We start from the raw sequence: 11,511 nt of genomic DNA, 5'->3' as shown, positions 1-11,511 counted from the left end.
TTGCTGTATCTCTCGCCCTACAGCCCGGATTTCAACCCGATTGAACTGCTGTTCTCCAAACTCAAAGCTCTGGTGCGCGGTGCAGCACCGCGCACCATTTCGGATGTCATCTCCAGCATTGGGAGGGCACTTCAAGGAATCCAGTCCATGGAAATCCGAGCTTGGTTCAAGCACGCACATCCGAGACTTCTTTTGTGACAAATGCTCTAATATCGCCCAGTTGCGGGGGCGTCAGGCTGGTCTGCGCGCCCCCAGCGCAACTGAATCTGGTGGTGTTCACTGGCTTTCCAGCGCTCATGGACTGTTCCTGAAACTCCGCGCCCGCCCCTGTCCGGCTCAGGGCATAACTGGAGGTGGGCTTTTTGATGTCGCCCGGTGTGACCCGGTAGGTCCAGACCCAGCCCGCCTGCACCGGATTCAGTGCGTTGTCGCAGGCGGCGGCGGCGGGGGCCGTCTATACCGCGCCACAACTCCAGATCAGCAGGCCGCAGAAGGCTGGTTTCCAGCCCGGTCTGAAGAAGGGACGGCTCAATTGCCCCCCTTCCTGATCTCCTGCGTCGCGGCCAGTGTTGGCACGCCGTCTGGGGCCACTGTGTAGGTGTTGATCGTGAGCGTCTGCGGCGTCACATCCAGCCACATGAAACCGGGCTGCCCGAAGAATTCGGCGGCGGCTTTCCGGGTGCCGACTTTGCCGCCCTCCGTTTTGCCCGCCGCCCCTGAAACGGCGGTCCAGGTGCCGGGGCATTCGGGTTGCGGTTCAAAGACCTCCAGTGCGTGGACATGGCCGCTGAGCAGCATGTCCGCCCCGCCGCAGGCCCGCCCGTACAGGTCCCGCACCGCGTCCCCGCGCTGGAAGGCGAAGGGCAGGCCGTCGTAGTGTCCGGCGTCCCCATGCTTGCCGTTGGAAAACAGCGGGTGGTGGCCCAGCACCAGCTTCCAGCGGGCGGAACTGCGCTGGAGTGACCCGGCCAGCCACTCTCGCTGGGCGGCGTCCCACGGGCCTCCGGGCCGTTCGCTGGCGCGGCGCACGGGCAGGTAGGCGGCCAGCGGCGAGGTGTCCACCGCAAAGAACTCGGCCAGCGTTCCCCCCGGTCCCGCACGCACGGGCGCGCGGTAGGTGCGCCCCGGCATGACCCACTGTGGATTCAGTTTGCCGTAAGCGACTTCGGCCTCCGCGCCGCGTGCGTTGGTGCCGTCGCCGCCAAAAAGACCGCTCTCGTCGTGGTTGCCGGGCACCATCAGGAAGGGAATGTTCAGCGGGCCGTAGATGTCCGCGAATCTGGTTTTGAACAGCGGCGAACTGGCCTCCCTCGGTCCTGCCGGGTAAAAGTTGTCGCCCAGACCCACGCCCAGATCGCAGCCCCGTTGGGCGCATACCTTTTGCATGGCCGCCGCCACCCGCCGCTGAACCCCGTCCCCGGTGCCCTGATCGCCCATGACCACCACCCGCAGGCGTTCGGGATCGGGGATGCCCAGCGTCGCGGTCACGTCTGGCAGGGAACCCACCGGGCCGCTGATGGCGGGGGCGCAGGCAGTCAGAAGCAGGCCCAGCAGGGGCAGAAAACGGCGTGACATGCCCGTATGGTACAGATGGCGGATGCGCGTCGGCAGGCGCGGCGTTACGGTGTGGCCATGCATGTGCGCCCCGCCGTCCCCACCGATTTCCCGGCCCTGAAGCCCATGCTGCTGGACATGGGCTTCGTGGAGGACGGGGCGGCGCTGGAAGCCCGTTTTCCCTCGTTCTGCGGCGATCCGCTGCGCCCCCTGCTGGTGGCCGAGACGGGCGGCGGAGAGGCAGACGGTGGAGGGATGATCGGCTACGCCCTGCTCCACGATTACGGCCCGCATCTGCGCTCGGGTAATTCGCACCGTACCGCCAAGCTGGAAGACCTGTACACCGCTCCGGCATGGCGGCGGCGCGGCGTGGCCCGGCTGCTGATGACTGCGGTAGAGGACTGGGCGCGGGCAGGACTGTTGCGCCACGTCTTCTGGTACGCCAACACCCACGAGGCTGGCCCCGCTTACGTCCGCATGGGCTACTGCCACGCCGACGCCGGACAGGAGGGCTTCCTGTTCTTCGAGATCGACTTTGGAAACCCGGCAGACCGTCTGCCTCACCCGCAGCGCGGTTCGTGAAGGGGGGCTAGCACCGCGTGCGCTCCAGTCCGTCCTCTGTTGCCAGCCACGCCACCGGGCAGTCGTGGGCATCGGCAGGCAGGCGGGGCACAATCAGGGCGCGCTGAATAACGCCCACGGTCAGGCCGCCGAATCCAGGGAGCAGGCGGTCATAGAAGCCGCCGCCGTAGCCCAGCCGGACCCCCTGTACGTCGAACGCCAAACCCGGCAGCAAGATGGCATCCACACCGCTCAGCAGGATTTCAGGAGCGTCGGCGGGCGGCTGCAAGGCCCCGAAGCGGCTCATCTCGGTGGCGGTGTCCCAGGGGTGCAGCGTCAGGCGCGGCGTGGGCCGAAAGCGGGCGCGCGGGGCCAGCAGCTCGAAGCCGTGGGCCAGCGCCGACACGTCTATTTCGCCGGGCAGGGCGCGGTAGGCCAGCACCTGCCGCGCCCCCATTTCCCGCAGGAAGATGCTGAGGTGGGCGGTGAACGCTGCCGAATGATCGGGGAGTGCCCGCCGCACCTCACGCGCCCAGGTGCGCCACTCGGCTTTGTTGGAAGGCATCAACGCAGACAAGATGGATTCATTTTAAGCCCACGGCGGACCAGGGCAAAAAAAAGGGGAACGCATGCCTCCCCAGGTGGACACGCGCTCCTGAACAGCCATATGCAGCGGCGGCGGCTTTGGATCACGTCAGGGCTTCATCTTCTTTTCATGCCGCAGTTGGCAGCAGAAGCGCAGGCGACAGCAGAAATACAGAGCAGAGCAGGCCATGCTTTTCAGCCATGACCTGCCCTGTGTGATGTTCAACTCTGTGTGATGTTCAGCGCCGGTAGCGCCCGACTCCGCATCAAGCTCAACTCCCGGTCCTGGGTCCAGCGCTCAGTTCAGTGCGCCCGCCCAGCCAGGAGGTTGAGCCGGAGGCTTAGTTGGTGGGCAGCGTCACGGCCAGATTCTTGATGGTGCCGGGGAAGGTGGTCTTGACGGTGGCTGCGCCGCTGGTCAGGTTGACGGTGTACAGCGTGACCGTGTTGCCGTCATTGACCGTGGCGTAGGCCTCGGTGAGTCCTACAATGTCGAAACCGGTGGCCCCGGCCACGGCGTTAAAGTTCAGCTTGCCGACGGTGTTCAGGGTGCTGAACGCCGCACCAACCGTATGCAGCACGAGCTGATCGGTGTCGGCATCCATGCTGTACAGCGCAGTTGCGGTGGCGTCGGGCCTCTGACCGTTCACCGAGTTGGTGTAGGCCGCCGCCACCAGATTGGGGTTCTTGCCCGCGTTGGCATCGGTCCCAAGATAAACCAGCTTGCCGTCAGCCGTCGTGGTTCCATCAACAGGGGTCACGCGGAAGTTGTCGTCGGTGGTGTTCAGCACGCGCAGGCGAAAGGCCGCCGGGTTGAAGTCGATGGCGGCGGGGGTGCCCACGGTGCTGGGGGTGTCCAGGGTCAATGCGCCAGTCGCGGTGTTGACGCGGTACAGCGCGCCCGTGTTGGACATGGTGTACAGCACGCCGTCCTTGTTCCAGAAATCCAGGTCCACCAGGGTCTGGCCAGCGCCCAGACCGGTCAGGGTCAGGGTCTTGTAGCTCGTGGCGGGATTGTCCAGGCCGAAGGAGGCCAGCTTGCCGCCAGCGTCCAAGCCATACGCGGTGCGGCCCAGGGGCGCGTCTGCACCGGCAGGTCCGGTGGGGCCACCGGGGCCAGCAGGTCCGGCGGGGCCAGCAGGTCCAGCGGGTCCCGCCGGGCCGACGGGTCCCTGGCTACAGGCGCTGAGCAAAAGGGCGGAAACGGCGGCCAGTGCAATCATTTTCTTCATTATTCTTCCTCCGGTAGAGACATGCTCCATCGCCGTCCTGAATGTGAATTAGACGGAATTTCGGTTCTGGAGCTTCAAACAGGAGTATGCAGAAACTGGTCAATCGGATGATCCGTTGATCTTCATTCAAACTTGGCGTTGGTCTCACCTCCAGCGCTCATCCCGCTTCTTTTGGTCCTTTCAGCCCAGTCTTGCCCTCGCGCCCTTGCAGGACGGCGGCCACATCGCCCGGCGAGACGCCCACCTCGGCCATGGCGAACAGGGTGTGAAACAGCAGATCGGCCACCTCGGTTGTCAGTTCGGCGCGGTCATTGTTCTTGGCGGCCAGCAGCACCTCGCCGCTTTCCTCACTGATCTTCTTGAGAACGCGGTCCAGGCCCCCGGCGTGCAGGCGGGCCACGTAACTGCCCTCCGGCAGCGTGGCGAGACGCTCGGTGATGGTGGCGTAGACGCGCTCCAGCGTGCCGTCCAGGTCAGTTGCCGGGGCTTCTTCGGCCAGCAGCGGCGTGTAGAAGCAGGAATATTCTCCAGTGTGGCAGGCGGCTCCGGTCTGCTCCACGCGGTACAGCACGCTGTCGCCGTCGCAGTCCACAGACACCCCCACAATGCGCTGGGTGTGTCCGCTCGTTTTCCCCTTGATCCACTGTGAGGCGCGCGAACGGCTGTAATAGGTGGCCTCGCGGGTTGTCAAGGTGCGCTCCAGCGCGTCCCGGTCCGCATACGCCTGCATCAGCACGGCCCCGGTGCGGGCGTCCTGCGTGACCACCGGGATCAGGCCGTCTGCGCCGAATTTAAGAGCCGAGAGGTCTGGCAGGGGTGCGCCGCTCATCTGGCTCCGCCTTCCAGCACAGCTTCCTGAAGTGCCGTGTCCTGCCACTCGGGCCGCACCGCCACATCCCGCCCATGCAGGTACGCCTTGACCTGCGGTACGGTCAGCTCCCCGAAGTGAAAGACGCTGGCGGCCAGTGCGGCGTCGGCCTGCCCGGCAGTCAGCACGTCATAGAAGTCCGAGAGTTGTCCTGCCCCGCCGGAAGCGATCACGGGCACGTCCACGGCAAGGGCCACGGTGCGGGTGGCGTCCAGATCAAACCCCGCCCGCGTGCCGTCGGCGTCCATGATGTTCAGGCAGATTTCACCTGCGCCCAGGGTCTGCCCGCGCACGGCCCATTCCAGCAGGTCCAGCCCGGTGTCCACCCGTCCGCCCGCGCGGAACACGTTCCATCCGCTGCCGTCCGGGCGGCGCTTGGCGTCGATGGACAGCATCACGCACTGCGCGCCGTGGTGGTCGCTGGCCTCGCGGATCAGTTCGGGGCGGCTCAAAGCGCCGCTGTTCACGCTGATCTTGTCGGCCCCGGCCATCAGCAGTTGCCTGAAGTCCGACAGCGCGTTCACGCCGCCGCCCACGGTCAGCGGCATCATGACCTGCTCGGCCACCCGCGCGGCCACGTCCAGCATCAGGCCCCGGCCTTCATGTGTGGCGGTGATGTCGTAAAAGACCAGTTCATCGGCCTGCTGCGCCTCATACGCCTGCGCCAGCACTAGGGGATCGCCCGCATCGCGGTGGTCCTCGAAAAAACGGACGTTCTTGACCACCCGGCCATTTTGCACGTCCAGACAGGGAATGATGCGCTTGGTCAACATGCCCAGAAGTTTACGCGAGGGCCGGGTATGAGATGGCCGGGTGCGGGGTGGTGCAGGCGTCGACCGGATGGGGGCCGACTTTGTCCCCGTGCTCCTACACGGCCTGTCAGAGACACTAAAATGAGAGACGATTCCTTGACTAGAAAATCGAATTGTGTCCTTCTGCACACAGTATTTGTCCAATGCGTACTAATTCACAGTGCCACTAAACCTTTAAGTTCCCTTCATTCTCTATGCTAAACTCTGGACATCTGGTGGCTTCCCCAGGCCAAGCCAGCCACCTCTGAGCGCCCCTTAAAACAGGGGGCGGTCTTCCGGCCACCCTGACTGGAGAATGCCGTGACCACGCACCGAATTCTGCTCGTAGACGATAACCCCAATGATCTGGAACTGGCCCTGTCTGCCATCGGCGGCGAGAAGGTGGGCGAATCACGGCCCGAAGTCGTGGTGGCCGGGGGAGGCCAGGAAGCCATGAAGCTGCTGCGCTGCGCGGTCAAGTGCGGGCGGCCCCTGCCGGACCTGATCCTGCTGGACCTCAAGATGCCGCAGATGGACGGTCTGGCCGTGCTGGACGCCGTGCGCGCGGACCAGGACCTGCGCGATATCCCGGTGGTGATGCTGACCACCAGCGGCGAGGACCGCGACATCCGCGACGCCTACGCGCACGGCGCGAGCGCCTACGTGATCAAGCCGCTGGACTTTGCTCAGTTCGGTGAGGCGATGCACACCATCCAGGCGTTCTGGACCAACCTGAACCGCCACCCGCGCCTATCCTGATGTGCTGACGGGTCTGCTGGAACGGGAGGCATGGAGGGTGTTCCTCGCCTCTTTTCCTGCCTTCCGCCTTGAACCCATCTTTATCCTCGCTCACCGCGCCTGACCGTCCCCGTACCCTGAACCCATGCGCGTGTATATCGGCTGCGGCGGCTACAGCAACGACGACTGGACGGCCCCCGGCCTGATCTACGAGGGCGTCAAGAAGGACGGCTATCTGGACGCCTATGCCCGGCATTTCGATGCCGTGGAATTGAACAGCTCGTTTTACGCCATTCCCGGCCTGAAAGCCTTTGAAGGCATGGCCCGCAAATCTGGCGGGCGCGTGCGCTTTGCCGTTAAGTTAAATAAGGCGTTCACCCATGAGCGCACCCCCACCGATGCCGACTATGACCGGATGCTCCAGAGTCCCGAACCACTGCGCGAGGCTGGGCTGATGGGGCCGTATCTGGCGCAGTTTCCGTACTCGTTTCACCGCACCGCCGACAACCGCAAGTACCTGCTGGCGCTGTCTGAGCGTTTTGCCGGACACGAGCTGGCCGTGGAGTTGCGCCACGGGAGTTGGGACAGGCCCGAGGTGCGGGAGGGCATGGGCGAGTTTGGCCTGCTGTGGGTCAGCCCCGACTACCCCCCGGTGGGCGGGATGCCCGAACCGCAGGTGCATGTCACCGGGGATGTGGGCTACCTGCGGCTGCACGGGCGCAACGAGGGCAGTTGGTGGGAGGGCAAGAGTGCCGCCGAACGCCACGACTACCTGTACAACCGTGCCGAGATGGACGAGTGGGCCGAGAAAATCGCGCTGGTGGCCGGGGACTTATCGGAAATCTATATCTTTTTCCAGAACACCACCAGGGGCCATGCCCTCAAGAATATCCCCATGCTGCGCGAGGCCCTGAACGCGCGCGGTGTACCCGTGCAGACGCCGGATGCTGGGGATGACGGACGGTTGCTGTAGGGGACCCCTCTCGTTCCGAGCTGTACCAGCCACCTGCCGAGTGGCGCGGCACCCTCTGCAAGCAGGTCTGCGACTCTCCCCGTGCTAAAGGGTCAGAAGGTGACAGATTCACCGTTCGCGCCTCGCACACCCCAACAACAAAAAGCCCCTCTCCGCAGGGGAGAGGGATTGGGGTGGCTTGCAAAGCTGCGGAGCAGAGGGGTCTCTTTACCCCGCCCGCAAAAGCCGCCGCTTCTCAATAATGCCCGGCGCATGTTCGGCGGCCAGTCGCACCAGAATGCCCATCTTGTGGGGGTTGGCTTCCAGATCAATCCGCAGGCCTAGATCGGCGGCGGCCTCGCTGCACGCCGGGCCGATGCTGACGATGACCAGACGGTTCAGCGCCTCGCGGGCGTGCGAGAGCAGTCCCAGCCCCTCGGCGTATTTCAGGAAGTGCAGGGCCTGGGTGCCGCTGGACAGCAGCAGCACGTCCGGGCCGCCCAGAATGCAGTCGCGCACCGCCTGATCCAGGGGGCCAGTGTCCAGCGGAAAGGCGCAGCGGTAGACCGGCAGGCTGGTCACGCGCAGGCCCGCAAAGCCCAGTTCGCGCAGCATCGGGGCGGGCATGGCCTCGCCGTATTCCAGCAGGACGGCGTGCTGCCCGGCTTCCAGCGTGGTCAGCAGGTGGGCCTGAACCTCGTGCCAGGTGTGGGGTTTGGCGACATTCACACCCACCAGACCGAATTCCTTCAGCGCCTGCATGGGCTTGTTGCCGCGTGCCACCAGTTGAATGCCGCGCAGCGTCTCCAGATGGCGGGGGTCACGGGCGGCCAGCTCGCGCAGGAACATGCGGGTGCCCACGCCGGTCATGCAGGCCAGCGCGTGAATGTCCCCGGCGGCCAGCGCCCGCTCAAAGGCGTCCAGCGCGCGGGTCAGATCCAGCTTCTGCTCGCGCATGCTGGGGGCCACCACGGGCACGCCGCCGTATTTGCCGATCAACGTCGCCATTTCCTCGGCGCGGCGCGATTCCAGACTCAGCACCTTCAGTCCACCAAACCAATCCATACCTCACCTCCCTCAACCCGCGCAGGGTAGGTGGGCAGGGTCATGTCCGCGTGGTCCAGCGCCTGTCCCGTTTCCAGATCAAAGGCGTGTTTCAGCAGCGGCGAGGCCACCTTGGGCCGTTCCTGCGAATCCTTGAGATAACTGCCCGTCAGCCCGCGCGAGATCACGTCTGCCCCGGTAAAGGGATCGCGGTTGCCCACAGCGTAGACCTGCCCGGCGACATGAAAGACAGCGATCTGCCGCCCGCCCACCAGCGCGCAGACGCCCAGGCCCGGCAGGATATCTGCTAGGGCGCAAATGCGCTGCCAGGAGGGAAGGGGAGGATTTGGAAGGGTGTTGAGGTTGAGGGTCATGGGAACTCCTTTGGGGAGGGGATGTGGAGCGTGGGTTGTGTGAAAGAAGGAGAGAGTGTGCAGGACGCGATTTCTGGCGCTTAGACAGTTAGACGGTTTGACTTTCAGACCATCCCTCAGTCATCCCCGCCCGCCATCGGCAGCGGCGTCAATCCCTGCGTCAGCTCATGGGCAAAGGCCGGACGCAACTGGCCGCGTTCCTCCACCCACTGCAAGCCGGTGTCGCGGGTGTCGGCGTTGACGAAGGTGCGGAAGCGGGCGGGCGTGGCTGGATCGGCCAGGGCGGCGGCCCATTCGTCTTCATAGCTGCCAACGTGCTGATCCATCGCGGCGTCCAGATCGGCGCACAGGCCCAAAGAGTCGTCCATGATCACCCCGCGCAGATAATCCAGGCCGCCCTCCAGCCCTTCCAGCCACGCGCTGGTGCGCTGGAGGCGGTCTGCGGTGCGGATATAGAACATCAGGTAACGGTCAATGGTGCGGGTCAGCGTGGCCTCGTCCAGCCCCTCGGCCAGCAGCAGGGCGTGTTTGGGGGTCACGCCGCCGTTGCCGCCCACGTACAGGTTCCAGCCCGCCTCGGTGGCGATGATGCCGAAGTCCTTGCTGCGGGCCTCGGCACACTCGCGGGTGCAGCCGGACACGCCGCTTTTCAGCTTGTGCGGGCTGCGGAGGCCCCGGTAACGCAGCTCCAGCCGGATCGCCAGCGTGGTGCTGTCCTGCACGCCGTAGCGACACCACGTTGAACCCACGCAACTCTTGATGGTCCGCAGGCTCTTGCCGTAGGCGTGACCGCTCTCAAAGCCCGCCGCGATCAGCTCGGCCCAGATGGCGGGCAAATCGTCGCGCTGTGCGCCCAGCAGGTCAATGCGCTGCCCGCCCGTGATCTTGCAGTACAGGCCAAAGTTGCGCGCCACCTCGCCAATGGCAATCAGACCATCCGCCGTGATTTCGCCGCCCGGCACGCGCGGCATCACCGAATACGTGCCGTTCTTCTGGATGTTCGCCAGAAAGGCGTCGTTGGTGTCCTGAAGCGGCGCGTGCTGCGGCTTCAGCACGTATTCGCCGTGCAGGCTGGCGAGGATGCTGCCCACGGCGGGCTTGCAGACCTCGCAGCCCAGGCCCGTGCCGTGCGCGGCCAGCACGTCATCCCAGGCGCGGTATCCCCTGACCCGGATCAGGTCAAACAGTTCCTGGCGCGAGTAAGGGAAGTGTTCGCACAGGTGGTTGCTGACCGTCTCGCCCAGCCGCCGCAGTTCGCTTTGCAGCAGGCCGTGCAGGCTGGGCACGCAGCCGCCGCAACCTGTCCCGGCCCCGGTGCAGCTTTTCAGCGCCTTGATATCGCGTGCCCCATCCCCAATCGCGGCGCACACGGCGTCGGCGCGCACGTTCTCGCATGAGCAGATCAGGGTGTTGGTGCTTACAGGGATTGCTGCGCCACCCGGCAGCGGCGGCACGATCAGCGTTTCGGGCGGCACAGTCAATGGCGTGCCCGACAGCGCCAGATCAAGCAGATCGTTGTAACGTGCGGTGTCGCCCACCAGCAGCCCGCCCAGCACGCGTAGGCCATCGGCAGACAGCACCAGTTTGCTGTAGGTGCCGCGCACATTGTCGCTCAGGGACACGGTGCGGCAGCCCTCGGTCACACCCTTGGCGTCGCCGAAGGAACCCACCTCCACCCCCAGCAGTTTGAGTTTGGTGGACAGGTCCGCGCCTGTGAACGTCGCCGGAGCGTCACTCAGCCCCAGCCCGTGCAGGATGTTCGCCGCCGCCACCTTCGCCATGTTGTAACCGGGGGCCACCAGACCGTAGATGCGTCCGTCGTGCAGCGCGCATTCGCCCACCGCGTACACGTCCGGCGCGCTGGTCCGGCAAGTGTCGTCAATAACGATGCCGCCACGTTCGCCCAGCGCCAGCCCACTTTCGCGGGCCAGATCGTCACGGGGGCGGATGCCTGCCGAGAAGACCACCAGATCGGCCTCCAGCGTACCGCCGTCGGCGAAAGCCAGCCCGGAGACATGCCCGGCAGCGTCCAGCGTCACTTCAGAGGTGGATTTGCCGACATGCACGCCGATGCCCATAGCTTCAATGGTGCGGCGCAGGGTCTGGCCGCCCTCCGCGTCAAGCTGGGCGGGCATCAGTTGCGGAGCAAATTCCACGACATGCGTGGTCAGTCCCAGCTTTTGCAGTGCGCCCGCCGCCTCCAGCCCCAGCAGCCCGCCGCCGATGACCACGCCGCTTTTCGCATTCCGTGCCGCATCCCGAATCTGTTCCAGATCATCTAGCGTGCGGTACACGAAGCAGCCGGGCGCGTCCCTGCCGGGGATGGGCGGCACGAAGGGAAAGCTGCCAGTGGCGAACACCAGCGCGTCGTAATGGATGGTCTGATCGTTGACCTGAATCGTCTTCTGCGCGGTGTCCACGCCATGCGCCTTGCCATAGATGACTTGTACACCGCCCTCTTCGTACCTCGCAGCAGTCGCCAGCGCCAGATCGGGGGCCGGGTCATCAAAGTGGCTGGACAGGTGAACGCGGTCATAGGCCAGCCGCGTTTCCTCGCAGATGACGGTGATTTGAAAAGCAGTGTCATTGGCCTGGGCTTGCAATTGCTCCACCAGGCGGTGGCCCACCATGCCGTTGCCGATCACGACGATCCGGGGCGGGTGTGCTGGGGCGAGTGGAGTTGACGGTTGGTTCTGTGGCTGAGGCATAGCAAGGCTCCTGAAACGTCCTCCACGGTTGGAGGCGGGGGAGTCGGGCTGGCGTGGGGCCAGACCTGCTGACCATTTGGACCGATTCATCGCAATTTGTCAAG

At 65.2% G+C, this 11,511-nt stretch carries 11 protein-coding genes and 1 pseudogene; 4 read left to right on the top strand and 8 right to left on the bottom strand.

The genetic code is table 11. The features are described 5' to 3' along the window. Positions 1-97: pseudogene (locus Q319_RS29085) on the top strand (IS630 family transposase); the annotation flags it as partial. A gap of 431 nt (positions 98-528) precedes the next feature. Here Q319_RS29085 and Q319_RS0105900 read toward each other — a convergent pair. After that, the gene (locus Q319_RS0105900; RefSeq protein ID WP_034413994.1) at positions 529-1,575 is read right to left on the bottom strand and encodes a metallophosphoesterase; all 1,047 of its coding nucleotides are present in this window, start codon (positions 1,573-1,575) and stop codon (positions 529-531) included. Between the two features lie 15 nt (positions 1,576-1,590). Here Q319_RS0105900 and Q319_RS0105895 point away from each other — a divergent pair, with 15 nt between their 5' ends. Beyond that, the gene (locus tag Q319_RS0105895) at positions 1,591-2,136 is read left to right on the top strand and encodes a GNAT family N-acetyltransferase (protein WP_245618996.1); all 546 of its coding nucleotides are present in this window, start codon (positions 1,591-1,593) and stop codon (positions 2,134-2,136) included. Between the two features lie 7 nt (positions 2,137-2,143). Here the strand turns inward: Q319_RS0105895 and Q319_RS0105890 are convergent, their stop codons facing one another. The 4 genes from Q319_RS0105890 to hisF all read right to left on the bottom strand — a co-directional run bounded on the left by Q319_RS0105890 (position 2,144) and on the right by hisF (position 5,573). Continuing rightward, positions 2,144-2,680 carry a 5-formyltetrahydrofolate cyclo-ligase gene (locus tag Q319_RS0105890; protein ID WP_029481139.1) on the bottom strand — a complete coding sequence of 179 codons (537 nt, stop codon included), beginning with the start codon at positions 2,678-2,680 and terminating at the stop codon, positions 2,144-2,146. A gap of 361 nt (positions 2,681-3,041) precedes the next feature. After that, positions 3,042-3,932 carry a DUF4394 domain-containing protein gene (locus Q319_RS0105885; RefSeq protein WP_034413984.1) on the bottom strand — a complete coding sequence of 297 codons (891 nt, stop codon included), beginning with the start codon at positions 3,930-3,932 and terminating at the stop codon, positions 3,042-3,044. Between the two features lie 157 nt (positions 3,933-4,089). After that, positions 4,090-4,761 (bottom strand): bifunctional phosphoribosyl-AMP cyclohydrolase/phosphoribosyl-ATP diphosphatase HisIE, encoded by a 672-nt coding sequence (hisIE, locus tag Q319_RS0105880; protein WP_029481137.1) that lies wholly within the window; start codon positions 4,759-4,761, stop codon positions 4,090-4,092. After that, on the bottom strand, positions 4,758-5,573 hold the full coding sequence (gene hisF / locus Q319_RS0105875; RefSeq protein ID WP_034413981.1) for an imidazole glycerol phosphate synthase subunit HisF: 816 nt from the start codon (positions 5,571-5,573) through the stop codon (positions 4,758-4,760). Before hisF ends, hisIE begins: the two co-directional genes overlap by 4 nt. Before the next feature lie 339 nt (positions 5,574-5,912). Here hisF and Q319_RS0105870 point away from each other — a divergent pair, with 339 nt between their 5' ends. Both Q319_RS0105870 and Q319_RS0105865 read left to right on the top strand, forming a co-directional pair. Then, the gene (locus tag Q319_RS0105870; protein WP_029481135.1) at positions 5,913-6,350 is read left to right on the top strand and encodes a response regulator; all 438 of its coding nucleotides are present in this window, start codon (positions 5,913-5,915) and stop codon (positions 6,348-6,350) included. A gap of 124 nt (positions 6,351-6,474) precedes the next feature. After that, on the top strand, positions 6,475-7,302 hold the full coding sequence (locus tag Q319_RS0105865; RefSeq protein ID WP_029481134.1) for a DUF72 domain-containing protein: 828 nt from the start codon (positions 6,475-6,477) through the stop codon (positions 7,300-7,302). 207 nt (positions 7,303-7,509) lie between these two features. Here the strand turns inward: Q319_RS0105865 and Q319_RS0105860 are convergent, their stop codons facing one another. From Q319_RS0105860 to nirB, 3 genes are all read right to left on the bottom strand, one after another. Continuing rightward, a complete protein-coding gene (locus tag Q319_RS0105860) occupies positions 7,510-8,346 on the bottom strand; it encodes a uroporphyrinogen-III synthase (protein WP_029481133.1) in 837 nt (278 codons plus the stop codon). Then, positions 8,325-8,699 carry a nitrite reductase small subunit NirD gene (gene nirD / locus Q319_RS0105855; protein WP_051655142.1) on the bottom strand — a complete coding sequence of 125 codons (375 nt, stop codon included), beginning with the start codon at positions 8,697-8,699 and terminating at the stop codon, positions 8,325-8,327. The genes Q319_RS0105860 and nirD overlap by 22 nt, the downstream gene beginning before the upstream one ends. Before the next feature lie 116 nt (positions 8,700-8,815). Continuing rightward, entirely contained in the window at positions 8,816-11,407 is a 2,592-nt protein-coding gene (gene nirB, locus Q319_RS0105850; RefSeq protein ID WP_029481131.1) for a nitrite reductase large subunit NirB, read from the bottom strand. Positions 11,408-11,511: the final 104 nt, after the last annotated feature.

It is taken from the genome of Deinococcus marmoris DSM 12784 (assembly GCF_000701405.1).
GTDB classification, from domain to species: Bacteria; Deinococcota; Deinococci; order Deinococcales; family Deinococcaceae; genus Deinococcus; species Deinococcus marmoris.
The sequence above is the reverse complement of the archived record's forward strand: the minus strand, read 5'-3'. Positions and strand labels throughout refer to the sequence as shown.